The following is a 24,294-nucleotide window of genomic DNA, read 5'->3' as shown; positions in this document are numbered from 1 at the left end:
GCCTATACCTCCGCCGTTCTTCTGCGCCCGGCCAGAATCACGAATACGGGAGCCCCAATCAGTGCCGTGACGATGCCGACCTCTACATCGGATGGACGGGTGATTATCCTGCCCACCACGTCGGCGCCAACCACCAGAAGGGGGCCGATGAGGATGCTCAGAGCCATGATTCGTCTGTAGTCGGGTCCTATGAGCAGTCGTGCCATATGGGGGACGACCAATCCGACGAAGCCAATCGGACCCGCCAGTGCCGTACAGGAGGCGCAGAGGAGTATCGCCGCAAGCCAGGTCAGGCTGCGGACACGTCCGACGTGCATACCCAGTCCTTCGGCCATTTGGTCACCCAGGGTCAAGGCGTTGATTCCGGGTGTCAGACAGAAGGCGAGTATCAGGCCAAGGGCGAGAAGAGGCAGGACCGGCATCATGAGATAGAACCGGGCGCCGGAGATTCCGCCCACCTGCCAGAAGCGATATGAGCTGATGACATTGATGCGCGGCAGAAGGATGGCGGAGGTAAGAGACCCCAGTACCGAACTGATCACGACGCCGGCCAGGGTCAGTCGCAGCGGCGATGGGCCGGATGGACCCAGGGAGCCTATGGCCCAGACGACCAGTGCGGTCGTCGCACTGCCCAGCAGCCCCACCCAGACATACTGGGCCGGGGTCGATAGGGAGAAGAAGGCTATGGAGCAGACGATCGCCAGGGCCGCCCCCGTATTGAACCCCAGAATCGACGGGTCCGCCAGTGGATTGCGAGATATGCCCTGCATCAGGGTCCCGGCCACCCCGAGCCCGGCACCGACCAGGAGGCCGAGGACGGTGCGGGGAATTCTCAGGCGGATGGCCGAGACCGCGATGTCATCCGAGGTGGCGGACAGGGCGTGGAGGATGTCGGAAGAGCTGACGGAGCGGGAGCCGAAAACCAGGGACAGGGCGCAGACCATGATCAGGCAGACCGCCAGAATCAGCCCGGACAGGACCATGGGTCCGTTTCCGTTGCGATGCGTGGCTGCCCGCCGGGTGCCTGGGCGCGGAGTCACTCCCGACCGCATGTATGCGCCACCTCCCCCTCTTTCATCCCCTCACCTGCGGCCTGATCAGACCTTGGCGGCAGCCTCGCCCAGAAGTTGGGCGTAGGTGTCGGTCGTCTTCTGGATGGACAGGGCCGAGGGGTCAAGGGCATTGGCCATCTCGCCGTCACTGTCGATGACCACGACGGATCCGCGCTCAACTGCGGGAATCTTGGAGAGGAGAGGGTCCTTGCGCATCGCTTCAAGCAGGTCCGGGGTGCCGTAGGTAACGATGATGTCGACATCCTTGTACCTGTCGGCATGCTCGGAGGAGATCTCCTTGTAGAAGTTCTTGGTGCCCTTGGAGTCCTCCTTGATGGACTCCGGTGTTTCCATACCGAGGTCGTTCAGGAACTGAGGTCGGGCGTCGGAGGTGGTGTAGACGCTGAACTTAGAGAGCTTGGAAGCATCGAAGTACATCACTGCCGCGGTCTTGCCCTTGATGGCCGGTTGGGTCTCTCCGGCCTTTGAGATGCGCTCCTCCAGGTCGGATATCAGCTGCTTGCCCTTTTCGGGTTCTCCGATGGCCTTGGCTGTCGACGTGATGACCTTGCGCCAGGGGTCGCCCCAGGCAACCTCCTGATAGGCGATGGTCGGCGCAATCTTGCTCAAGGTGTCATACTGCTTCTTGGTCATGCCGGAGAGCAGGCCGATGATTAGATCGGGCTTGGACGCGGCGATGGCCTCGACATCGATGCCGTCCGATTCGTCATGCAGCTTGGGCATATCCGCCTTGGCCACATGCATCTCATCCAGGGCATCCTTGGTCCAGGTCAGATACCCTCCATCCACGGTCTTGCCGAAGGAGTTCTTCTGGATGCTGACCGGCACGACCCCCAAGGCGATGAGGTTGTCGGGAGTAGCCCATCCGACGGTGGCGATGCGCTTGGGCTTGGAAGGGATCGAGGTGGTGCCGTAAACATGATCGATCTTGACGGGGAAGGGGCCTTGCCCTTCCGAGGCCTTTGACTGGCTGGATGGGTTTGCCTGCGGGTCCGATCCGCAGGCGCCCAGGAAGAGGAGGGCGCTTGCCAGTACCAGGATTACTGCGATAGTGCGCTTGAATCGAGCGAGGGAAGGGAGTGGTCGAATGTGCATGTGGTTCCTTTGATCGTGCTGTCGAATTGGCATGGTGCACCAGAGCCAGACACAAGATGTAGCATTGGCGCGACGGGAAGAAAAGAGTTGATTTCCCTGGCCGCATGTGTTAATTAGCGCGCTGCGAAATCGAGGAGATGGCAAGGAAAAGACGAGGGTTGGCTCAGATCGGCACCTTTATAGCCTTTGTCGAAACCATCTAGCAAAACCTTTGCTTTGCTGGCCTCTTGCTCTGCCGGCTTGCCGCGGATCCTGTCGGATGTCAAGGTTCGGCAGACGTAGGGTTCTGACTGTTCCAGGTCTCTCAGACCTTCACCCTTCACAGTGCCTTCCTAGGATTGCAACAGGGCTCTGCTCGCTCCTTTATCTTTCTTTATTTTCGGTCTTTAGTCTGGCTCCTGCCACACGGAAATGAATAGGAGCTGACCATGCGTTACATATTGCGGACCGAGGGGCTGACCAAGGTTTTCGGCCACGGACAGCGGGCCGTCGACCAGGTGTCCCTGCATGTCCCCGAGGGCGGAGTCTACGGGCTCTTGGGGCCAAATGGGGCTGGCAAATCCACTACCTTAAAGATGGTCACAGGCATGCTGCACCCCACTGGCGGATCCATGATTCTGAATGGGCACCCCTGGTCGCGCCGGGACCTCTACGACATCGGCGCCCTGATCGAGCAGCCGCCCGTCTACCCCAACCTGACGGCCCGTCAGAACCTCAAGGTGCGCACAACCCTCTTCGGCCTGCCTGATGAGCGGATCGACCAGGCGCTCTCCATTGCCGGGCTGAGCGATACGGGTTCCAAGAAGGCTGGACAGTTTTCCATGGGCATGAAGCAGCGCCTGGGGATAGCGAACGCCATTCTGACCAAACCTCGTCTGCTGATCCTGGACGAGCCCACCAACGGGTTGGATCCGCTGGGCATCGAGGAGCTGAGGGGGATGATCCGCAGCTTTCCGCAGCAGGGGATGAGCGTGATCGTCTCCAGCCATATCCTCTCCGAGGTGTCAATCCTGGCGGATCATATCGGCATCATCGCTGACGGTCGCCTGGCTTATGAGAATGAACTGCACGCCGGGGAGGACCTGGAGGGGCTATTCATGGACGTGCTCAGGAGGTCACGATGAGCAGCGGGAATGCCAGCGAACTCATCCAGCAGAATACGGCTGAAGAAGTCGGAACCAGGGGCAACGGCATCCCCTTCGGCAGGATCCTGGCAGCGGAGATCATGAAGGGCCGGTCGGCAGCACCCAGACGGATGGCCCTGGCTTTTCCCCTGGTGCTCATTGTCATCGTGGCTTGCTTCGCATTCGGACTGCACGCCTGGTTGCCCTCCTGGGTCAACTACTGGTATGTCCTGCTCCTTCCGGCCATGACCGCCCTGATAAGCGTCGCCGTGGCCAACATCGACGGAAAGCAGCGGTGGAGAACGACCCTGTCCCTGCCTGCCGCGCCCGTTATGGTCTGGTGGGCCAAGATCGTCTACTGCCTGCTTCTGGTCGGCCTCGCCACCCTGCTGGCTCTGGGCCTTTCGGCACTCATAGTCGCCGTTTCCGGGGTTCAGGGCCCCTCCCTGGTCGATTTTGTAGTCAGCGCCCTGATGCTGGTTCTGGCCTGCTCCTGGATGATACCGGCGGGACTTGCCCTGACCGCCCGGTTCGGCGTTCTGATCGGGTTCGGCCTGCCTCACATGGTGGACCTGCTGGTCTCAATCATCTTCTGGGGAAGCCAACGGCTATGGCCCTTCCTGCCGCCCGCCGCCATGATCAACCTGCCGGTGCCCTTCATGAAGGTCATGCCTGATGGCGTGCCCCTGGAGACCGAGGACAACAGCCCGATCAAGGCTGCGCTGTCTGTCTTCGGTGGGCAAAGCCTGACGGCCTTGGTGGCCTGTCTGGTCTGGTTCCTGCTCCTGTCCGTCCTGACGGGCATCTGGTTCTCGCGGAAGGAGACCAACTGACATGGCTGGGATGACAGTCGGCCGGGTCGTGGCCTCGGAAGTCGTGAGATTGCATGGATCTGTGCTTATCGCCATCCATGTCGTCTGCGGGTTGGCGGCAGGACTCGTCTGCGGTGCCTACTTCGCCGCAGCCCCCTATGATCCCGGGTTGGAGACCGATGCCTTCTTTCAGGTTCTGGGTGCCTTCATGCCCCTGATGGCCGCCATCGTCGTTGCCATAAACATCGAAACCGAGCGTGAGGCCGGCGACATGGCCAACCTTCTGGGGATTCCCAGCCGCCGTCTGGGTCTGGCGGCCAAGGTCCTGGTGCTCTGGCTTCTGGGTCTGCTGGCACTGGCCCTGGCGGCTCTGGCCTTCTGCCTGCCCATGGTTCTGGCTGGCGGACTGGGTGCACCAATCTCGGCCGTCGCGCTCGCCACCGTGGGCATGGCAGGTGGTTCCCTCTGCCTCTACCTTTTCTCTATCGCCCTAGCCCTGAGCTTCGGCCGGAACGCGACCATCGCCATTGGTGTCCTCGGCACCGGAGTATCCATCAGTTCCCTTGGTGGCCTCTTCAACGGCCTGTACAGCCGTACCCTGTCCGGCGCCGCCAGCACTCTTGGGATCAGCCAGTGGATACCCTTTACCTGGCCTACCAGGTTCGGCTCCCTGGGAATCGAACAGGCCCTGGCCTTGACCATGCCGGGAGGGGAGGGTCTGCGTGCTTCAATCAGCGTGACGGCTGTGGATAATCTGGTTCCCTGTCTGGTCCTCACCCTGACCTTGGGCCTGGCCCTCCTGCTCTGGATCGGCAGGTTCGAGGATCGGCGCAAGGTCAGCGATTAGACTGGATTGCAGGGCATCCGGTTCGTAAGGAATCTGTCCTGCAAGAAAATCGTCCTGCAGGAAATCAAGCTTGCAAGAATCCTGGCCTGCAAAGGTTCATTCTCAAACGCTGCTGGGCCGGGTCGCCAAGCGCAGAAAAGGAGCCAATCGTGGCTGACATGCACGCCGAAGGTTCCCGTGGGGACGATCGGCATCGGGCTTCCATCCTGGTGGTGGACGACGATCCAAGGATCACCACCCTGCTGATGGCTGCCCTGTCCAAGGACGGCTATGCCGTGACCGTGGTCAACGAGTCGCGGAAAGTTGTAAGCATGGACCTGTCCTCGGTCGACCTGATTCTCTGCGATGTCATGATGCCCCACATGGACGGCTTTGCCCTCCTGGCTGCCATCAGGGAACGGGTGTCCTGTCCGATCATCTTCCTGACGGCCAAGACCGACGAGGACAGTGCGGTCCTGGCCTATGGCCTGGGGGCTGACGATTACATACGCAAGCCTTTCGGCATTGCCGAGCTCCGAGCCAAGGTCAGGGCGAGGCTGTCCCAGGGCAGTCGGCGTGGGCGTCCGCTCCTGCGTTTCGGCTCCTTGGACATGGATCTTCAGGCGCGGCAGATCAGGGTGGACGGGCGCAACGCCAATCTGACGGATGCGGAATACCGCATATGCGCACTGCTGGCCGAACATCCAGGGCGGGCCTACGCGCCCATGCAGATATGGGAGGCCTGCTTGGCCGCTGAGGATGACCCGGCCGCTGAGGATACGGACAGCGATGCCACGGCTGCGGTCAGAGTCCATCTGAGCAATGCCCGGCGCAAGCTCAAGGCCCTGGGGGTGGACCCCATCAGGACCATCTGGTCGGTGGGTTACCAATGGGCGGCCTGACCGACGGCGTGCCCGAAGCGCCGGGGGAGCAGAACCCCGACGGCAAGGGCCGGCCAAGCCGCAAGGGAATGCCCATCGTTCTGCTGATCATCAGATACTTTCTCTACGTGCTGCTGATTCTGGCTCTGCTGTTCGCCGGTATGTATATGGTCTGGATAAACCTGGGGACCAGGGGTGACTTCTTCTGGGCCAACTATGGCGAACAGCATCTGGAGGAGGTGGGGCACTCCATCGGCCGTTCGACTGCTATTGACGAATCCATGATTCCCGCTGCTTACTGGTACCGAACCTATGACCATCAGGTGCATCCCACGGGGGGAGATATGAAGGGCGGCATGGCCAGCGAAGCCGACCAGCTGGCGGCCGACCACTGGGAGCACAGGGCATCCATGCCATCGGAAGAGCGGGAGAAGAAGACGGGACGGCCTCTCGCCACTCGTGCAAGGCCGAATGCGACCTACCTCGTCTATGCCACAGCCGATGGGCGGCCATGCGTCCTGGCCTATCGGATCCAGCCGCAGTGGGTATCGAGGCAGGCCCGGGACCGCTATCCCAATCCCCAGAATCTTCTGCTGGTGTCTTGCGGGGCGGTCCTGCTGATCACCCTCCTGCTGATCGGGTTGCGGGCGGCCCATGTCATATCGTCCAAGCTCAAGGTTTTCAACCAGGTGGCTGACGACATAGGGCGGCAGGATCTTGACGCATCCCTGCCCCGCAGCAACGTGCTGGAGATCAACCGGGTGCTGGGGTCCTTCGATAGGATGCGCGCCACGTTGAAGGAATCCCTGGAGAAGACCTGGATGGCCCAGGAGTCCCAGCGTCGGCAGGTGGCGGCCCTGGCACACGACCTGAAGACGCCGCTGACCATCATGCGAGGCAATGCAGACCTGCTGGGGGAGACCGGGCTCAGCCGGGAGCAGCAGTCCTACCTGGACTCCATCGAGGATGCCATCCGTGAGATGGCTGACTATGCGCAAGCCATCAGCCAGGGTTCCGTGGGCACGGCTTCAGGGCGATCCGGGGTCATGGCGGTTGCTTTGAAAGATGCGGTCAACAACCAGGCCCAAGGCTACCTGAATGCCCGGAGTCTGCGGCTTGAGCGGGATGACCGTCTAGGTTCCGACACCGGTCAGGTTTCCGGTGACGCGGCTGACCTTACCCGAGCGATCATGAACATCATCGCCAACGCGGCCGACTACTCGCCGGACCATGGCTTGGTGACGCTGACCTGGAGGCTGGAGGGTGGTCAGGAGGGCGGGCGAGCCTTAGTGGTGACGGTGCGTGACCGGGGTCCAGGTTTCAGCAGCCGGGCTCTGGCCCATGCCACGGAATGGCTCTATCAGGCTGACAGCAGTCGGCACGGCTCCAGCGGTCACCATGGCATCGGCCTGGCTGCAGCGCGGTCGACTGTGGAAAGTGCAGGAGGCCGCCTAATCCTCGCCAATGCAGCCAGTGGCGATGGCGCAGCAGTCACTGTATTTTTGCCAGTGCAGTGAATTCAGCGGAGCTGATACCGGTCACAGCAAACTCGGTGTCCAGTTAAGAATTGCACAGTGGTAAAGATTAGCAAATAGTGTTAATCGTGGGCCAATAATTATGAAAACATCAATTGTTTAGCAATCGCTTTAGTAATTGATTACTAAAGTTCACCATTCTTTGGCAGATCTGTATGTTACAGATAACAGAAAGTATCAATCTGTAGGGATCTGCATGTAAAAATCAGATGACGCTGAACAGAGCGATCTGTCGCTGGAGTAGGCGATAATAGCACAGGGAAAAAGAAATGAATCCCGAGGTCAAACATATTCTATAGCGAAAGCCTGATCGACGGCAAAACGGTGGTTTCGGCTTGCATCAACGGCAGACACATAGGCGAAGAGGCCTGTCTACTGCAAGACAGCAGGCATCAGCGCAGGCAGTCATACCCGATCGGAGATGCCGATGCCCGTATGACGCCTACGCAGCTGTATGAAATTGAAACTATTTGAGATGACCGGAGGAGCCTCGAGATCGTCGTCAGGGCCTGGCATGAAAATACCGTAATACGGTTCAAAACGCACGGCCGACATGGAATATAGGTGCCGTATCCTCTTCTTTCTTTTTGTATCATCCTATCTGGTATGAGAAGCTCAGAGCGTACGTCATGTATCAGCCCACGCCCACTCGTTTAGGCTATTAACCAGCGGTCTGATGCCCGGTCCGGCTCCTTAAGCCCGTAGGCGATCAACATCGTCGTGATCATATAGTCATCAAAAAACAGATAGCTGATTGACTGTGCGGAACAGCGAGGGTCATGTCTTGACAATGAGCAATTCCAAGATTTATTCCCGCGTGCCCTGTGTAAGGTTCACGTGCTGTACTCCCAGCTAAACTTTACTGCTAGATATCCCGTGGTCAGTCTAGTAATGACTGCATATCATGCTGGAAACCAAGCAGCCAATAAATGTCATTAAAGATATCTTTAGAGGGCAAGACGATAGTTTGAATCGTCTGTTCCTTTGTTGAGGTGAGAACCTTGCTGCCGGTGGATCGTATTTTCCGCGCATATTTATATATAGCCAAATTATTCACATTGGTATCAAGTTTATTAACAGCAATACATATAGGAGAGTAGGATTGGCAGACAATATTTTCCAAAGGAAACCATTGATAGTTCTATTGGCCAAAACCATGATTCTATTTGACGAAGCGATTGATTGTATTCTCTGTGCCGCCATGACTATTGTCTGCTCCGGGGAATTGGCATGAATGACTTGTGCGACGAGCTCCTCGTTTTTAGCGTCTAAATGGTACGTTGTTTCGTCAAGCAGCATGATCGGCCGCCTTATGGACAACAGCCTTGCCAGGGCCAAGCGATAGCGTTCACCGCTACTCAGCAATACACCGCGTTGCCTACTGGGGTATCCAATCCATCGAAGGTGTCTCTCACTTTGGCGTGAGGTTCACCTTATTTAAGGCATTCCAGCAGCCTTCATCGGATACGCCGTTCTTGTTCATCGCCAAATTCGTTCTGGAAGAACCGGAATATATGGGGGCATCTTGTTCTACATAGCCGATCAGAGAACGTACATAAGAGGAGCTGAGAGTTGAAATATCAATGCCATTAAAGAGAACATGGCCATGATTTGGCTTATAGAATACCTTTATAAGGGCCAGCATGGTTGATTTGCCCGCTTCGGATGGTCCGACTATCGCGTAGACGACGCCGCCTTTCATATGCACACCCGCTTCATTCAGTTGGAGCCCGCCACGATTGTTCCGTGCGTCATCATACGGAATATCAGCATGGTCAAGATCGATGTCAATCTGATCGGAGTTGGTGACCTTCCTTTGGACCCTACTGGATACTGCTCATGCTGATGTCGCATCTTCGGTCGGCATTCTCATTATCGCTTGAATGCTGGAGTTCGCGCCCAACGCTCTGAACAGTCTGCTATATGTCGAAGAAAGTGTCGCCATAGGCGTGGGCATCATTTCTAGGTACATAGAAAAGTTACCAGTTGCTGAACAGTCATCACTCCTTTGGCCACTTGGAAAGCGCCGATTCCCGATACAACCATCAGGCACAACTGCATTAAGGCCATTCCTGATGGCCATATCAGTGACTGCTTCTTTGAAATTAGACGACCGGATGTGCACGCTTGCCTGGCTTCTCGCCGATTTTATTGGTCTCACGCTCCGTGGCGTCGAAAACCCTGATCCTTTTCAAACTCATCAAAGCATCAGTGGCTGCAGACGTCATATCTCCTATGGCCGTTTGAGCCCCTCTGGAGCAGTCTCGTAATTTTCCGGATAAGACTACCAGTAAACCGACAGTAACAAGACAGGTCGAAAGAGAGATAACGAACATGACGGGACTGATTATGACCATTCCCACACACGCGCCTATGAACACCAGTAAAGTGCCAAACACTTCTGGCAATTATCGGTCAGCAATCGCTTCAGTTCATTTGTATCAGATGAAATAATAGAAATTACGTTGCCTGTATGCGACTGGTCCAGATCTTTGAACGGCAAATGCAGAATATGCATTACTAGAGACCGTCTCATATCGTTCAACAGCAGGTAAGCGTCAAAAGAAGTGATTGCTGCGCCGGACAGAAACACTCCTGCCAACGCTATTAGAGGGGCACTGCGGATCGCATGTTATGCTGCACGCGTCCAAGAATGACATTGACAAGCTGTGGCTGAGCCAGATTTAAGAGGGCGCTCGCTATACTTAGCAGACTAACCGTGAATAAAACACCCTTATGGATTTCAAAAGGCGGGGCACGTCTATCAAAGATGCGGTTTTCTCATTACTATTCCGCTTGTGTGGCGACATTTTCGTCCTTTGTTGGGGGTGGTTACTCACCGACTGCACGTGATATGACCCTCACAGAATCCTCGGAACGCGCGCACAGCGCCTGCACGCCTGTGACGAGGGCGCCTACGACAATAGCGAGGAGTGCGATGACCGCCCAATATCCCCATTGAACGCTTATCTTTGCGCTTCCCAGATATCGTTGCAGCATGAAGGCGGTGCCGCAGGTGCTGAGCAGTGTGATGACGAAGGCGAGCAGCACCGAGGTGACCATCGAAATGAGACCATCGAGGGCTCCCAAAATGCGCAACTGTCCGGTACTGGCACCGGATACGTATGTCAGCGCCAGATCCAGGCGTCGCCCTCGTGCGGTGATCATCAGTCCGGAGATTGCGCCCACCAAAGCGATGATGAGCGCAGGGCCGAGCATGGCCATCAGGTTCGTCAGCATGTGTGGGTTCACGTTCATGGAATGGCCGTTACTGGCGAAATTCTTGAGGCTGTCGGTCAGCGTATGCAACACACCAGAGAAAGTCATGAGCAACGACAAGCCGGCCGTCATGGGAATGATGGTCGCGTTCTGTCGTTGGATCCTCCCGACGGCCTGCTGCCTGGCGAGTTTCCAGGTGCTGAACGGCAGGGGGAGAAGATGCGTCCATCCTTTGGTGAACCAGTGCATGACATAGGGAGCCAGAACAGCCAATGCGAAGATCAGGAGGAACATGCCTCCCATGGAGAACCCAATGAATCCTGTCACTCTGGACTCTATGGGATTCCTGCCGGAAATGTGCGTGGCGAGCTCGCCAGAGTCTATCTTGCGTGTAGCTGTCCCCGGGATGATGAGCGCGCATATCGCTCCCACGAGCAACGATGCGCCTAGCAGAACACGGAATGCGTTCACTTGTCTCGGCGGGTTTTGTGACTGCCGAAGCGCCTCTATCGGCCTGATCTTGGATAGTGTGCGCACGGTCAGCACTGTGCCTGCAAGGACGGCGACTCCGGCAATGGCCAACCCAGTGCCGATGGATGCCAGCAGCTGGGTTGCTTGATACGTCAGTTTCAGCTCGAATGCTCTGGCCAGGAGGTCGAACAGATATGGTGCTGCCAGCGGCGTCAGGAGGGATGACGCTACTGCTGCCAAGATGAATAGGACGATGATGATAGCCAGATTCCCGAAGAGCAGCTGCCAAGGCGTGGCGCCTTGAAGGACCAGCAATGCTAGTTGGTGCCGACGCTGGTTCAGAGCGGCGGTCACGACCCACAGCATTACGAACACGGCTATGACCACGCTGAACAGCATTGCTGGGCCGGAAAGGTTGGCGCCTAGCCCGGCATCCGGTCCGTGGTAAGCGGCATCAATAGCCCTGCGCGCGGCGACAATAGTGCACACAGCGGTCTGGGAAACGATTAGTGACAGCCATACGCCTGCCCATACGGCCGGGGCTGCTTTCAGATCAGAGAGTGCGCCCCTCATATACCGGCCCCGCTCTCCGCATCGGCGTTCAGCACGTGGCCATCACGGACCTCAACGATCTGGTCGCACTGTCCGGCTACCTCTCCACTGTGGGTCACTATTACTACGGTCCTGCCCGCATCCATAGCCAGACTTTTGAACACCTGCATGACCTTGGCGCCAGATTCCTGATCCAAGGCTCCAGTCGGCTCGTCGGCGAAAATGATATCTGCATCGGAGAGTAGCACTCGTGCAAGCGCGACACGTTGCTGCTCTCCGCCTGAGAGCATCGTCACGCTCCTTTTTTTCTCGTTTGCCAATCCGAAGTACCGCAACATCTCATCCGCTTTTTGCTTGGGGAGTCGACGGCCGCGCAGGGTGAATGGCAGCGCGAGGTTCTCCTCCACCGTCATGCTCGTGATCAGGTTGTAGGACTGAAACACGAATCCCAGATGCCGACGCCGAAACCGAGTGAGCGCGGACGCTCGCATATGCGTGATGTCATGCCCTAGAAGGGAGATGCTTCCGGATGTCGCACGTTCCAATCCCGAAAGGCAGTACAGCAAGGTGGACTTTCCGCTGCCTGAGGGGCCGACAATCCCCGTGATTCTTCCGGGCTCAGCATGGAAGTCGACATGGTCGAGGATGGTGATCGAATCATCCTTCCTCGGAGTCACCGTCATCGTCAATCCATTTGAACTCACTGAAGCACCACTCATCACCGTTCTCCCATCATCGCCGTTCTCGCGACTTATAAATCTTCATCAGAATAATGCTATGGATGCCATACAAGGATGGCACCCATAGACTTACATGACTGTTGTCCTTGCCATCATCAAGGCAAAAATGACAGCCCATGCCATTTTGGTGAATACGTCATCGCAGTGGCATATTTTTGTGGATTAGCTGCAGGTCCATCAACTCCAGATATTATCATGCCCACCGCCGTGGCATGCAAATATGCTGACGCCGCTATGATGAGCGGCTTCATCATTCATGGCGATATTACTATTCTGCAGATCGATAATGTTGTGCATTTTGTCCGTCTCTCTCCTCTCTTTCTCGTGTTTAGTGCTATTTCCAATGGTGTCTCCACTGAAAGGATCGTTAGGGCAGACGGCTGGCAAGAACTACCATGGTTGGCCTATAAGACTATTTACTGCTCAGATAACGCCAGCTGAGCCTGTCGAATAATCACAAGAGGGTCTTAAATAGGATTCTCAGGGCAGATAAGGGTTTTTATGCCAGATGAGCCCAAATTGATTAAAGCTTTTCTAATGAAGATCTAGTATTTTTGGGGGGGGGATTCGGCAACTAGGGCGCTGCCAAGTTAAGTGCAGCAAAGATACCGTCTCTGTCATGAGACAGGCCTGAGAATGCATACTGAAGCAAAGGCCTTGACGACTTCGGCCGTGTTTATGTATATTATTGGTTCAACTTGGCAAGCATCCACGCAGCGTTTTGGTCTGGCCGCCTCTGATTTCTTCCAACGGGCCTCTGAAGCGTTGACTACTCCGTGGCATAAGCAGGAGAGTGGCATGACTGGGTTGACCAGCGATCCCAAGCATGAGCAATCGACAGATACCGGCGTGATCCCGACTGCAGGGCAGGGCCATGAGCAGAGGCGCAGAGTGAATGGCCCCGTCCTCAAGGACCCTTCTATAGTAGGTGTCGATCAGGTTGCCCTTGCCCTGAATGTGGACCCCGACCGGGGCCTGGATGAGGCCGAGGCGGCGCGTCGGCTGGACAGGTTCGGTCCTAATGAGCTGGCTGGAGCGCCTCCCGTTCCTGCATGGAGGAAATTCCTTCAACAGTTCAAGGACCCCTTGGTCTATCTGCTTCTGGCAGCCACGGCCATTTCGTTGGTGGCCTGGGTGGTGGAACGCTCACATCCGGCATCAGGAGGCGGGGAGCCCCTGCCCTTTGATGCCATCGTCATCATGATCATCCTCATCCTTAATGCCGCCCTGGGGTACGCTCAGGAGGCTAAGGCCGAGCGGGCTGTGGATGCTCTGGCGAGCATGACGGCCCCGCACGCCTCGGTGCTGCGAGGCGGCCGGGTGGTCAGCCTGGAGACCAGCAGGATCGTGCCTGGTGATGTAGTAGTCCTGGCTGAAGGCGATTCGGTCGGCGCCGACGGAAGACTGTTCCAGGCCGCGGGTCTGCGCGTGGCCGAGGCATCGCTGACCGGCGAGTCGCTGCCGGTGGGCAAGCGGCCCGGTCGGCTTGACCAGCCCAAGGCTCTGGGTGACAGAACCAACATGGTCTTCAACGGCACCGCAGTGACCCAGGGGAACGGGCGCATGATCGTCACCTCTACTGGTATGGACACCCAGGTCGGGAAGATCGCCGACATGCTGGCTGATACCCAGGAGGAACCCACGCCCCTACAGAAGGAGATGGCCCGCGTCTCCAAGCTCCTCGGACTGGCCGTCTGCTTGATTGCCGCCCTGGTTTTGGCTGCTTTGGCCCTGATGGAAGGCTTTCAGACAACCCAGGATCTGATTGATTCCCTGCTCATGGCCGTATCCCTGGCCGTAGCTGCTGTGCCGGAGGGGCTGACGGCCATCCTGACTGTGGTTCTCGCCCTGGGCGTGCAGCGCATGGCCAAGCACCATGCCATCGTCAAGAAGCTCAGCTCTGTTGAGACGCTGGGATCGGCATCAGTCATCTGCTCCGACAAGACAGGGACTCTTACACGCAATGAAATGACCGTTGAACGGGTGGTCGTCCCCTCGGGGCAGGTCAGGCTCACTGGCACCGGGTACGCTCCGGAGGGAACCATGCAGCCGGTCGAGGCCAGTGGGTCAGATGATCAACAACTGACAGATACCATTGGTTCATCTCTGGCTGAGGCAGTGGAAGAGACCCTGATGGTCGGGGCCATCGCCAACGACGGAGACCTGCATTGGCAGCCGGTCGAGGCCGAACCTGATTCCCAGACCCAGTCTGGATCCGGGCAGGGTCACTGGCAGAGCGTCGGCGATCCCACGGAGGTCTCTCTGATTGTCGCCGCTCGCAAAGTCGGCGCTGATGCCAAGGCTGACGGCTACCGTCGTCTGGCTGAGATTCCTTTCACGTCCGAGCGCAAGCTCATGTCGGTCCTGGCCGCTCCGCGTGACGGCAGCGAAGGGCAATCGCGCCTCTTCTGCAAGGGTGCTCCCGATGTGCTGCTCGGCCGGTGCGACCGGATTCTCGAAGACAGCCAGGTCAGGCCTATGACTAGCGCTGACCGGGAGAGGATACTCGCCCAAGTCAGCCATCTGTCCGGCGATGCCTACAGGACTCTGGGACAGGCTTTCCGGCCTGTATCCGGTCAGGAACTGTCGTCCCTGACCGAAGATGACGAGGGGGAGAGGCCGTCAAGCACGATTGGGACAGGCCAGACGGACCGTTTGTCTAAGGAGACTCAGCGTGCTTCCGCAGTTCTCCTGTCTGCGGACAAGGTATTCCAGGAGAGCGCCCATTTGGAAAGCGATTTGATCTGGGCGGGCATGGTCGGCATCATCGATCCGCCTCGGACTGAGGTACGCCAGGCTGTGGCTCAGGCTCACAGTGCCGGCATCAGAACGATCATGATCACTGGCGACCATCCATTCACTGCGGCCAGGATCGCGGGTGACCTGGGCATCACCGAGCCCGGCGGCCCCGCCTGCACCGGCGAGCAGCTGGATGCCATGGACGCGGACCAGCTTCGGGAGACCACCTCCAAGGTCTCCGTCTACGCTCGCGTGGCCCCCGAGCACAAGCTGAAGATCGTCGAATCGCTTCAGGACCAGGGCAAGGTCGTGGCCATGACCGGCGACGGCGTCAACGACGCCCCCGCTGTAAAGGCTGCGGACATAGGCGTGGCCATGGGCATCACCGGGACCGAGGTCACCAAGGAGTCGGCCAAGATGATTCTGGCGGACGACAATTTCGCCACCATCGTCCAGGCTGTACGAGAGGGCCGGGGCATATTCGACAACATCCGCAAGTTCCTGCGCTACCTGCTCAGCTCCAACATGGGCGAGGTTTTCACGGTCTTCGGGGGCGTGGTCTTTGCGGGTCTTCTGGGCATATCGCAGCCCGGCGTGGCGGGCGTGACCGTGCCGCTCCTGGCCACTCAGCTGCTCTGGATCAACCTTCTGACCGATGCGGCTCCCGCCCTGGCCATGGGAGTGGACCCGCAGAGCGACGATCTGATGGGCCGTCCGCCCCGGTCCATCGACGACCGGGTGATTGACCGGAACATGTGGGTCGACATCGTCTATATCGGCCTGGTCATGGCCCTGGTGACCCTGATTGGCATGGACATGCATTTGAGTGGCGGTCTCTTCACTGACAGGTCGGTCCAGGCGATCGGCCATGAGGCGCAGATGCGTGAGGCGCGGACCATGGGCTTCACGATCCTGGTCTTCGCCCAGCTGTTCAACGCGCTGGCCTCCCGCTCCTCCCGCAAGTCGGCCTTCCAGGGGCTCTTCGGCAACCCCTGGCTCTGGGGCGCCATCGGCGTCTCCATCCTGCTGCAGCTCCTGGTGATCTACGTGCCCTTCCTGGGCGAGGCCTTCGGCACCGTCCCCCTCCAGCCCCAGGCCTGGCTGGAGTGCATCGCCCTGGCCTCCCTGGTCTTAGTGGCCTCGGAGCTGCGCAAACTGTTCAACTGGGCGGTCAGACGGCTGCGGGCATAACCTGGCTTCTTCCTGATGCGGTGATTGGTCTGGACATTACCGCATCGGGATTGCCTCCTATGGCCTCATCTGTGGCTCGAACCTGTTCCTGCATCTGTCCCCGCTTATCCGCATACTGGCAAATATGGGGAACGATGAGCAACGGCATGCAATGGATGTTTTGTCGTATTGGTGCGCGGTTGAACTGTTCTCGCCGCAAAATTGGAGGGATAACCAGCTCATTGCTTTATCCTCCCCCCGCAGCGACGACCAAAGGGTAAGCATTTCTGAGCAGGAGCGACTTCCATGGAATGACATTCATGCTGATCTTCTCATCGGGCCGGTTGACAATGAGCATCGTTCCTATACAAACCTCTATAACGACCTGCAGAGCAGGAAAATATACCGATTGCAGACAGACATGAACGCCCGGCTGACCAAACCTTTCTCGTTTGCAGAAGATACTGAGAACTGGCTGCGGGCGCAGGCGGTCAGATCCGGACTCGACGAACAGACTATAACCGGTCTACTTGGGGAGATGAGCCAGTTATGGCTAGAGGTGGCTAAGCAGCCCGATCCTCTGCCGGCAGGTACTGAACTGACGGATTCCATGGTTTCGCGCCTGCTGCAGGTGGCGGGAAAGCTGTCAGCAACGGCCAATCGGCCTGGCTCAGCTTGTGCTGTTTACCGCAAGGACTATGACCGCCGATTTGCGCGTCGCCCCGTCCACCAGGCAGTGAAACCTGACGAGGATTCGGAGCAGCAAGAAGCGGTGGGACGACAAAATCGGTGGCTTAAGCATGAACGTTTTCGAATAGCAGTCGGGCTCTCCCAGCGTGTAGTCACGAATGCGCTGTTGAAGGCCGCCAAGCTTGTTCGAGAGCTCTCGCCAGCCGAGGAGACTGCTCAGGACGAGGTGTTGCAGGAGTTAGCGCATCGGCAGAACAGGCGCGCCGGCGGTCCTTCTACCGTGGCTTCCCTTATGGAGTTCTGCGTAGGGGATGATGGCTGTCTGGCCCCAAGATCGTTGACGCTCTCTCAATATGCCAAGGCGGTTTCCTGCCTGTTCAATCATGAAGGCTGGCCTGATTGCCCGGCTGGGTGGCCGCATATCGAAGTATTTGACGAGACGGAAAGGAAACTCAAATCCGAATTCAATCGTCTGGCTGGGGAAGACTCTGAAGACGGAGCAGATCCGGTCGGCAGATACGAGATCGAAAGCCTCATTGAACATGTAGCGGATCGGATGGGACTGGATGACCGCGCGGTGAGTAGATCTCCTCTTTTCGCTCGCGCTGACGGCTCACCACTGATCAGGGATTATGTCAATTGCCATCTGGAAGCCAGCTCAGAATCATTGAATGGCGAAATGATGGATTCCTTCTTCCTAGAAGATCTTGAAGACCTTTATCAAAATGGGACTGAAATATTTTCTGAACCGGTCAGGCAATATCTATCGGTTGGTCATCCTCGACGGTTCAATCTGCAGAAGGACCCTGAAGGGCATCTGGTCGGCGACCTCACAGAACCAGCCAACATGCCGTTCGGGCGATGGCCAAGTGCTTCCAATCAATTTCAGTCGACAGGCCAGCAGCTGGCGATTAATCAAATACGGGCGGCCTTGGAAGGATATGGCAGGTCATCGCTGCTAGGTGTCAATGGTCCTCCTGGAACTGGCAAGACCACCCTGCTCAAGGATGTGGTGGCCGAGATTATTGTGGCCAGGGCTCGGCGGTTGGCAGGATTCTCCCGTCCTCAGGATATTTTCACATCCCGGAGGCTGGCCAGAGCAACCTCGGACGAGGACAAGGACTATGTCTACTGGACGCTTGATCCGTCGGTGACCGGTTTTGAGATTGTCGTTGCTTCCAGTAACAACAAGGCTGTTGAAAACGTCAGCCAGGATCTGCCCAGTGCCGATGCTATAGACGCCGAGTGGGAATCCTATATTGACAGTGAATTCAAACAGGTTCCCTGTGGATTCGCTTTTCGAGACTTTGCCGGGCAAATTGCCGATCGCAAGAGTCAGGATAAGGAGAGCAGCCCTTCAAATACCTCCTCTGCCTGGGCTCTTATATCGGCGGTCTTGGGGAACATGAGCAACAAAAACCGATTCCTGTGGCCCTTCAAAAATGAGTTTATCTATAAATCATTGAGATATAGGCCAGATGAAAGGGCCAGTAGGACCAATTGGACAAAGGCCAGGAACGACTTTAATGCTGCTCTGAAGAAGGAAGAGAGCATTCGCGCCAGGAAAATTGTCCAGTACAATCTTGTGCGTTCTTATTCAGGCCTGTGCAATCAGCGATCCAATCTGTCAGCCGAGCTGAAAACCCTCAATGAACAACTTCATGGCATGAAGGCAAGCCGATCAAGGTATGTCGGACAGGTTCAAGCGATGGAACGGCAGATGTCGGATGCTGGCCAGGCTGCCAATAATGCGCAAGCTGCTTGGGAACAGGCTGATAGCATTTGTCAGGTTCACTTGTCTTACTGGAAGGCGCATTCTCTAAGGTCGTTTTTCCACAGCCGCGAAAGGCAGCAGGACGAGCTTAAGGTACGTACTGATCTGGAGCAGGCACGTCGTGCAAAGCAGCATTTCGATGAGCAGGCCAGCACGGTCCATCAGCGGTTGCAGTCCTTCTATGGAGGGTTGGAAGTCGGTGATCAGAAGTTAGGGGAATGCCAAACACAGATTGCGACTTTGAACAGGCAACTTGCTGCCCTTGAACAGCAGATCGCTGAGGCCGAGCAGATTCAGTGGCCCAGGCCTGACATTGGCGATGACCATGTTGCGTGGATGGACCAGGAATGGAGCAAGGCGCGGACGGAGGTCTACATCAAGGCGCTGTCTCTTCACCAGCAGGCCGTCATGGGTGCTGCCCATCAGTTCATGTGCAATCTTTCCCTGGCTTGCGCTGTGCTGCAGTCGAATGGTTTTACGGATGACGAGCGGCTGGTGGCTTGGCAGACTTTCTTCCTGGTGATCCCGGTTGTCTCCTCGTCCTTTGCTTCAATATCCAGAATGTTTTCGGGGATAGGCAAGGAGGCGCTCGGCTGGGCGATTGTGGATGAGGCCGGACAGGCCCTGCCTCAGGCTGCGGCCGGTCTGCTGCAGCGCGTGAAACATGCGGTTGCAGTTGGAGATCCTATGCAGCTTCAGCCCGTGGATACCATGCCCAAGCCGATGCGTGAACTCCTGGCGAGCACTCATCACCTCCAGCGCCTGGGACTGGAATCTGAAAACATGCAGGCCTTGGTCGATTACCAGACTCCTTGCGGCCTTTTGGACGAGACGGACGACCACTGGCTGGGGATGCCTCTGGTGGTGCATCGGCGCTGCGATGAGCCCATGTTTTCTATATGCAACGATATGGCTTACTCCGGCAGGATGGTTCGTGTAGGGCCGGAGCATCGGCCATGCGCCTATCCGTCCGGGCCTCATACGGGAGATGAGCTGCCGACCTCCTGCTGGTACGATGTGCCGCCGAATTCCGGCGAAACTGGGAAAACGCAATGGAGGCCGCAGGAGGGCTACGAACTGCACAAGCGTCTGTGCGGGCTCTTCCAGGGTGGGATCGACCCCACCAATATTCTGGTCATCGCTCCGTTCAGGGCTGTGGCTAACGGGGTGCGTGACACCTTCGCAAACGCCTTGCGGCAATGCACTGGTTGCAACCGCAGCGAAGCGAACCGGCTGGCATCAAGCCAGGCCGGAACCGTCCACACTTCCCAAGGGCGGGAAGCCGATGTGGTTTTCATAGTCCTCGGCAGCAGGGCCGGCAAGCGTGGAGAAGGCTCTCGTTTATGGGTTAACGGGTCGCCCAATCTGCTCAACGTCGCCGTGTCGCGAGCCAAGCGCCGTGTCTACGTGGTCGGCAATCTCGCTGATTGGAAGAATGGAGCCTATACGTCCAGGATTGCAAAGGACCTACCGGTGGAGGCGAGCGCAGAAAACTGAGTGGAGCGGGAAAGGTGCGGCCAGAATTCCTTTTGATACAGCACGTCATCCTCAGTCTGTAAGACCAATACTTTTGTCGCAGATTAAAAAGTGAGGCAGGGTTGTTAGTGACTTTGCCTTACGCTTTGACTGCCTATTTATTCTCGCTTGACTGCATTCAGAATAGGGCCGGAATGGCAATCGGCGTAAAACCTCTGACGTAGCGTGGCTATGATTAATCAGCTGCCTGGTTCCAAGGCTGTTGCCGTTAAGAGGTGAGCGTAGTTGAGTTCAGTGTCTTTCTCGTTCGGGCGGTTTGGTTGTAGTAGAAGACCGGTTGGCTATCGCTTTCGTAGAGATCCGCTTCGTCAAAGTTGGCTTGGAAGCATGAGTAGTCGGAATCACCCAGCGCAGCATAAAGCAATGGATGCATGCTATTGCTGTCAACTATACACATTGATGCCTTACCATGCACTGTAATTTTGCATTAAAGTAAGAAATTAGCTGTAATTTTGCACTTTAATGCAAAATTATAGACAACAAGGAAGGTGGGCTCCGATGGAGAAGATGTCTCAGGTTACGGTGCGTATATCCGATGCAGACAAGCAACAGGTGGATCGTATCGTGAAGGAGCTTGGTCTGGATATGACTACGGTCACCAGAGCCTTCTACAAGCAGATCATTCGGGAGCAGCGGATCCCCTTGGACTTCAGCTTGGATCTACCTGCCGAAACCGAGGAGGCCTTGGAGGAATCGCGCCGTCTGGCCATGAGGGGAAAGACTAAGGGGTACGCCACAGGAAAGGACCTGGTGGATGGCGTGCTAGCAGCTGCTGGCGCGGATCGATGAGGCTTGCGCTGGTTCCCACTGGTGCTTTTACGAGAGACCTGAAGCGCATGGCTCGCAGGCACGTCCCGTTAGAGCCGGTCGAGGAGGTGCTAGATCTGATAGCGGAGAATTCTGAAGCGTCGCTCCAGACATTGAAGGCGCATCATCGGATGCATATGCTGCAAGGCTATGCGGCTGTTTATGAGTGCCATGTGGGCAATGCTGGAGATCTGCTGCTGGTGTGGCATAGGGAGGGCGACGCTGCCTATATGCTGCGAGTAGGTTCCCACGATCAGGTGTTGGGTAGGCGCGGTAGATACTGATCCCCAGCGAATGAATCAAGGCTATATATCAGGTGCTCAGCACGCTGTTGCCCAGGCGAATGGTCTGGATATATGCTGTGTCGGGGTTGTAGCACTTGGGTATGGCGGGAGATACTCACGCTCTCGTGGTATGAATCTTTTACGGAGCATAGTGGCTGGTATTAAATAATCGGTAATCCAAAGTGCCCCCCGTGGGACTCGAACCCACAACCCACGACTTAAAAGGACGCTGCTCTAACCATTGAGCCAGAGGGGCAACAGCTCAACACTACATGTTTGTTCTCGATTTTTCCAGTTCGCGACAAGCCGGTTCTCGCGCGAAGCAAGACCGAGAAACCGTAAAGATCAAGGAAGAATATCAACTTGAAACGCTACCTTTCCGCCCACTTAAGAAGGTTGTTGGGATGCGTGGGGGAGGGGTGGGGCAAACTCTGAACCTGCCAACGGGATCTGTGCCGGACAGTAAACCAACCTGTCTGCCAAAAGCTTCTGCCAAAGCGTAGGGTAGCTTCCTACCCGTTGCGCAGTGAGTCGGACAATGTTTTGCCATCTGCAGATGGCGAACTGGCGAGCGACGTTGATTCCCCGTACTCGGATTGAAAGAATCATCCCTGCGAGGCGATCTCTTGTCCTCGCAACTGCGCTGAGGGAGGGAGCTCCGATGAAACATCCGGCTCAATGCGCATCGCCGCATGTACAGAGCGGCACAGGCTCATACTGGCATTCACCCGTTTGCAAGCGCGGGATACTGCTATGAAGCGTACCGCCAATCCTTCCGGCCAGAGCGAGCCTTTCACCATCCATGCATCTGGTCTGTGCAAGCAGGTTTCGCCCAGGAAAGGGGAGACCATAACTCTCTTGGAGAATGTGGAGTTCACTGCCTCCTGGAGAGCCATGACTGGGATTGTAGGGCCATCGGGTAGCGGCAAATCAACCCTGCTCTACTGCCTGGCTGGTCTCGAACCAGTCAGCTCGGGCAAGGTGGAAGTCTTGGGTCGTCGCATCTCTGCCATGGGGCCTGCAGCGTCGGCGCGGTTCCGCCGCGCGCACCTGGGCTTCGTTTTCCAGTCCTATAATCTGGTGCCTTCGATGAGTGTGGAGGACAACCTCAAGCTGCCCTTTATTCTGCGCAAGACCCGCTGGCCGGAGAACCAGGCGGCCAAACTGCTGGACAGACTGGGCATCAGGGGGCTGCTCAAGGCCAATGTGACCCTCCTTTCAGGGGGCGAGCAGCAGCGTGTGGCTCTGGCCCGCGCGCTGATTTCGGATCCCGATATCATCTTCGCCGATGAGCCTACTGGCGCCCTTGACCAGGAGACCGGCAACGCGGTCGTCAATGAACTCGCCGCCTTCGCTAATAGGCCGGGCCATGCAGTGATTATGGTCACCCACAGTCCGGAAGTCGCCTCCCGCTGCAACACTCTGGTGCATCTGTGCGACGGTCGCATAGCCACAGCCGACAAGGTTCCTGTGCCGAAAGCAGGCATCTGATGCGACTTCTTCTGCGAGATTTCAAGGATGCCCCCTTGGCCTGGTCTGGTGTCGCCCTCGTGCTGATCGCCTCGCAAACCATGGTCGGTCTGCTTGCCATGATGCTCTCTTCAGCCAAGGCCCTGGGCGACCTTCCCGGCATGGCCGAGCAAGGCCGCACCGCCTACCAAAATTTGATGATCCCCTTCGTAGCACTTCTCGTTGCCGCAGTATTGATCGTTCTGCAAGTCGTTTCGTCGGTGATCAACCAGCGCAGACGCAACCTTGCCCTGTTAGCCTTGCAAGGCGCAACGCCCTGGCAACTGACCTCGCTGACCTGTCTGCGCGTGCTCATTTTGGCGCTCGCGGCCAGCGTGGTCTCTCTGGCGGCCTCTTTTCTACTGGCCCGTCCCCTCTATGCCTGGGAGACTTCCCAGTTCCTGATCGGCTGGCAGCCTTTCATCGCCAGCCACCAGCTGGCTTCCTGGGAAGCAGGAACCTCATGCGGAATATTGGTGGCCTTGATCGGCACACTGCTGACCATCCGGACCATCAGCAGGATCAGTCCCGTGGAATCTCTGCGTGCTGCAATCATTCCTCCAAAAACAGCAGGTTTGGCTCGTCGTATCGCCGCTGCCTTGTGTCTGCTGGCAGCCTTGGCAGTCATGCTGATGCCGATTATGCAGGCTCGGACCATACCTGATGAGCAACTGGTCCGTTTGCACACTGCGGCACCCATCCTGCCTATTGCCATGGGCAGCACTTTCGGTTTCGTGCTCCTGCTGGCAGCAATCTGCTTGGCAGGTCCCTCTCTGCTGGGTGTGGTCACCAGCGGCTGGACCAGGCTCGTCGCTCTTCGCCAGCCCTCATGGCTGATCGCCTGCCGGCAAGCTAGCGCCCGCATGCGCAGCCTCAGCTCCACGGTCATACCGCTGGTCGTGGGGGTTTCATTGCTGATGATGACCGATTCCTTCTACCAGACCAGCGCCGATTCCAGTCGTCTGCTGCCTCCCAACCTGGATGTCAGCAGCTCTGATTTCTCCATGCTCATGACGCTCCTGGGTCCCGCGCTGGTCGTCACGCTGGCTGGAGTATGCGCCGGATACCTGATCTCAGCCCATGGTCGAAGCCTGGATCTGTCCCTTATCTCGATCGCTGGCGCGGACCCGAACCAACTTGAAATCATGGCCGCTCTTGAAGGGTTCATCATGGCAACCACCGCCGTACTGATATCCCTCACCTCCAGCCTTCTGCCAGTCTTGGCCTATGCAATCGGATTCCACAAGGTCTTCGGCGCTGCCAGCATTGGCATACCTTGGGCTCACTGGGTGCTGGTCTACCTGCTTCTGTCTTCGTCGGCATCACTGGCTTCGTTGATCACGGTGCGCAAATCAGCAGGTCGTTCCCCTGCCTGTGTGATAGCACAGTACACTGGCGAATGAACCTGGGCATCCTCGGCATACGGCGTGAGGGGGCGCGATGAAGGGCATGGCAAC

18 protein-coding genes and 1 tRNA gene are annotated in these 24,294 nt (G+C 57.3%); 12 read left to right on the top strand and 7 right to left on the bottom strand.

The window, feature by feature from the left end:
• Window positions 1-2: 2 nt before the first annotated feature.
• Both P273_RS0103060 and P273_RS0103055 read right to left on the bottom strand, forming a co-directional pair.
• Complete coding sequence (locus P273_RS0103060; RefSeq protein WP_024627021.1) at window positions 3-1,052, bottom strand: iron ABC transporter permease; 1,050 nt, start codon at window positions 1,050-1,052, stop codon at window positions 3-5.
• Window positions 1,053-1,097: 45 nt separating this feature from the next.
• Window positions 1,098-2,168: an iron-siderophore ABC transporter substrate-binding protein gene (locus P273_RS0103055; protein ID WP_024627020.1), complete on the bottom strand. Its 1,071-nt coding sequence runs from the start codon at window positions 2,166-2,168 to the stop codon at window positions 1,098-1,100.
• A gap of 428 nt (window positions 2,169-2,596) precedes the next feature.
• Between P273_RS0103055 and P273_RS0103045 the strand changes: the two genes are divergently transcribed.
• From P273_RS0103045 to P273_RS0103025, 5 genes are all read left to right on the top strand, one after another.
• On the top strand, window positions 2,597-3,292 hold the full coding sequence (locus tag P273_RS0103045) for a lantibiotic protection ABC transporter ATP-binding protein (protein WP_024627018.1): 696 nt from the start codon (window positions 2,597-2,599) through the stop codon (window positions 3,290-3,292).
• Window positions 3,289-4,125: a hypothetical protein gene (locus tag P273_RS0103040; protein ID WP_024627017.1), complete on the top strand. Its 837-nt coding sequence runs from the start codon at window positions 3,289-3,291 to the stop codon at window positions 4,123-4,125. Before P273_RS0103045 ends, P273_RS0103040 begins: the two co-directional genes overlap by 4 nt.
• A gap of 1 nt (window position 4,126) precedes the next feature.
• Window positions 4,127-4,951, top strand: coding sequence for an ABC transporter permease (locus tag P273_RS0103035; RefSeq protein WP_024627016.1), 825 nt, complete (start codon window positions 4,127-4,129; stop codon window positions 4,949-4,951).
• 158 nt (window positions 4,952-5,109) lie between these two features.
• A complete protein-coding gene (locus P273_RS0103030) occupies window positions 5,110-5,832 on the top strand; it encodes a response regulator transcription factor (RefSeq protein WP_081709247.1) in 723 nt (240 codons plus the stop codon).
• Window positions 5,820-7,328, top strand: coding sequence for a HAMP domain-containing sensor histidine kinase (locus P273_RS0103025; RefSeq protein ID WP_024627014.1), 1,509 nt, complete (start codon window positions 5,820-5,822; stop codon window positions 7,326-7,328). The genes P273_RS0103030 and P273_RS0103025 overlap by 13 nt, the downstream gene beginning before the upstream one ends.
• Before the next feature lie 1,429 nt (window positions 7,329-8,757).
• Here the strand turns inward: P273_RS0103025 and P273_RS0103015 are convergent.
• The 4 genes from P273_RS0103015 to P273_RS0103000 all read right to left on the bottom strand — a co-directional run bounded on the left by P273_RS0103015 (window position 8,758) and on the right by P273_RS0103000 (window position 12,271).
• A complete protein-coding gene (locus P273_RS0103015; protein WP_198217313.1) occupies window positions 8,758-9,054 on the bottom strand; it encodes an ATP-binding cassette domain-containing protein in 297 nt (98 codons plus the stop codon).
• A gap of 397 nt (window positions 9,055-9,451) precedes the next feature.
• Window positions 9,452-9,745, bottom strand: coding sequence for an ABC transporter transmembrane domain-containing protein (locus tag P273_RS10240; RefSeq protein ID WP_024627011.1), 294 nt, complete (start codon window positions 9,743-9,745; stop codon window positions 9,452-9,454).
• Between the two features lie 433 nt (window positions 9,746-10,178).
• Complete coding sequence (locus tag P273_RS0103005; protein WP_024627010.1) at window positions 10,179-11,609, bottom strand: ABC transporter permease; 1,431 nt, start codon at window positions 11,607-11,609, stop codon at window positions 10,179-10,181.
• Window positions 11,606-12,271: an ABC transporter ATP-binding protein gene (locus P273_RS0103000; protein ID WP_231575806.1), complete on the bottom strand. Its 666-nt coding sequence runs from the start codon at window positions 12,269-12,271 to the stop codon at window positions 11,606-11,608. The genes P273_RS0103005 and P273_RS0103000 overlap by 4 nt, the downstream gene beginning before the upstream one ends.
• A 111-nt stretch (window positions 12,272-12,382) precedes the next feature.
• On the opposite strand from P273_RS0103000, the gene P273_RS09960 reads away from it, so the two are divergent.
• The 5 genes from P273_RS09960 (at window position 12,383) to P273_RS10235 (ending at window position 21,328) form a co-directional block, all read left to right on the top strand.
• Entirely contained in the window at window positions 12,383-12,769 is a 387-nt protein-coding gene (locus P273_RS09960; protein ID WP_155804679.1) for a hypothetical protein, read from the top strand.
• Between the two features lie 357 nt (window positions 12,770-13,126).
• Entirely contained in the window at window positions 13,127-16,258 is a 3,132-nt protein-coding gene (locus tag P273_RS0102990; protein ID WP_024627007.1) for a cation-translocating P-type ATPase, read from the top strand.
• A gap of 124 nt (window positions 16,259-16,382) precedes the next feature.
• A complete protein-coding gene (locus P273_RS0102985) occupies window positions 16,383-20,198 on the top strand; it encodes an AAA domain-containing protein (protein ID WP_081709232.1) in 3,816 nt (1,271 codons plus the stop codon).
• 537 nt (window positions 20,199-20,735) lie between these two features.
• Window positions 20,736-21,026, top strand: a complete 291-nt coding sequence (locus P273_RS0102980) for a type II toxin-antitoxin system RelB/DinJ family antitoxin (RefSeq protein ID WP_155804678.1) — start codon at window positions 20,736-20,738, stop codon at window positions 21,024-21,026.
• Window positions 21,023-21,328, top strand: coding sequence for a type II toxin-antitoxin system YafQ family toxin (locus tag P273_RS10235; RefSeq protein WP_029676068.1), 306 nt, complete (start codon window positions 21,023-21,025; stop codon window positions 21,326-21,328). Before P273_RS0102980 ends, P273_RS10235 begins: the two co-directional genes overlap by 4 nt.
• Before the next feature lie 183 nt (window positions 21,329-21,511).
• On the opposite strand, the gene P273_RS0102970 is transcribed toward P273_RS10235, so the two are convergent.
• Window positions 21,512-21,584, bottom strand: a tRNA-Lys gene (locus P273_RS0102970).
• Window positions 21,585-22,081: 497 nt separating this feature from the next.
• Here P273_RS0102970 and P273_RS0102965 point away from each other — a divergent pair.
• Both P273_RS0102965 and P273_RS0102960 read left to right on the top strand, forming a co-directional pair.
• Window positions 22,082-22,819, top strand: coding sequence for an ABC transporter ATP-binding protein (locus P273_RS0102965; protein WP_024627003.1), 738 nt, complete (start codon window positions 22,082-22,084; stop codon window positions 22,817-22,819).
• The gene (locus P273_RS0102960; RefSeq protein WP_024627002.1) at window positions 22,819-24,240 is read left to right on the top strand and encodes an FtsX-like permease family protein; all 1,422 of its coding nucleotides are present in this window, start codon (window positions 22,819-22,821) and stop codon (window positions 24,238-24,240) included. The genes P273_RS0102965 and P273_RS0102960 overlap by 1 nt, the downstream gene beginning before the upstream one ends.
• The last annotated feature ends 54 nt before the right edge of the window (window positions 24,241-24,294 follow it).

Source organism: Bifidobacterium sp. A11, assembly GCF_000499185.1.
GTDB lineage: Bacteria > Actinomycetota > Actinomycetes > Actinomycetales > Bifidobacteriaceae > Bombiscardovia > Bombiscardovia mizhiensis.
The sequence above is the reverse complement of the archived record's forward strand: the minus strand, read 5'-3'. Positions and strand labels throughout refer to the sequence as shown.

Bases quoted from the DNA above. Each gene is read 5' to 3' on its own strand.
- P273_RS0103030 (WP_081709247.1), top strand. From the start codon at position 5,110: ATGCACGCCGAAGGTTCCCGTGGGGACGATCGGCATCGGGCTTCCATC.
- P273_RS0103025 (WP_024627014.1), top strand. From the start codon at position 5,820: ATGGGCGGCCTGACCGACGGCGTGCCCGAAGCGCCGGGGGAGCAGAAC.
- P273_RS0103055 (WP_024627020.1), bottom strand. From the start codon at position 2,168: ATGCACATTCGACCACTCCCTTCCCTCGCTCGATTCAAGCGCACTATC.
- P273_RS0102965 (WP_024627003.1), top strand. From the start codon at position 22,082: ATGAAGCGTACCGCCAATCCTTCCGGCCAGAGCGAGCCTTTCACCATC.
- P273_RS0102985 (WP_081709232.1), top strand. From the start codon at position 16,383: ATGGGGAACGATGAGCAACGGCATGCAATGGATGTTTTGTCGTATTGG.
- P273_RS10235 (WP_029676068.1), top strand. From the start codon at position 21,023: ATGAGGCTTGCGCTGGTTCCCACTGGTGCTTTTACGAGAGACCTGAAG.
- P273_RS0103040 (WP_024627017.1), top strand. From the start codon at position 3,289: ATGAGCAGCGGGAATGCCAGCGAACTCATCCAGCAGAATACGGCTGAA.
- P273_RS0103060 (WP_024627021.1), bottom strand. From the start codon at position 1,052: ATGCGGTCGGGAGTGACTCCGCGCCCAGGCACCCGGCGGGCAGCCACG.
- P273_RS0103005 (WP_024627010.1), bottom strand. From the start codon at position 11,609: ATGAGGGGCGCACTCTCTGATCTGAAAGCAGCCCCGGCCGTATGGGCA.
- P273_RS0102990 (WP_024627007.1), top strand. From the start codon at position 13,127: ATGACTGGGTTGACCAGCGATCCCAAGCATGAGCAATCGACAGATACC.
- P273_RS0103000 (WP_231575806.1), bottom strand. From the start codon at position 12,271: ATGACGGTGACTCCGAGGAAGGATGATTCGATCACCATCCTCGACCAT.
- P273_RS0102960 (WP_024627002.1), top strand. From the start codon at position 22,819: ATGCGACTTCTTCTGCGAGATTTCAAGGATGCCCCCTTGGCCTGGTCT.
- P273_RS0103035 (WP_024627016.1), top strand. From the start codon at position 4,127: ATGGCTGGGATGACAGTCGGCCGGGTCGTGGCCTCGGAAGTCGTGAGA.
- P273_RS0102980 (WP_155804678.1), top strand. From the start codon at position 20,736: ATGGAGAAGATGTCTCAGGTTACGGTGCGTATATCCGATGCAGACAAG.
- P273_RS0103045 (WP_024627018.1), top strand. From the start codon at position 2,597: ATGCGTTACATATTGCGGACCGAGGGGCTGACCAAGGTTTTCGGCCAC.
- P273_RS09960 (WP_155804679.1), top strand. From the start codon at position 12,383: ATGGCACCCATAGACTTACATGACTGTTGTCCTTGCCATCATCAAGGC.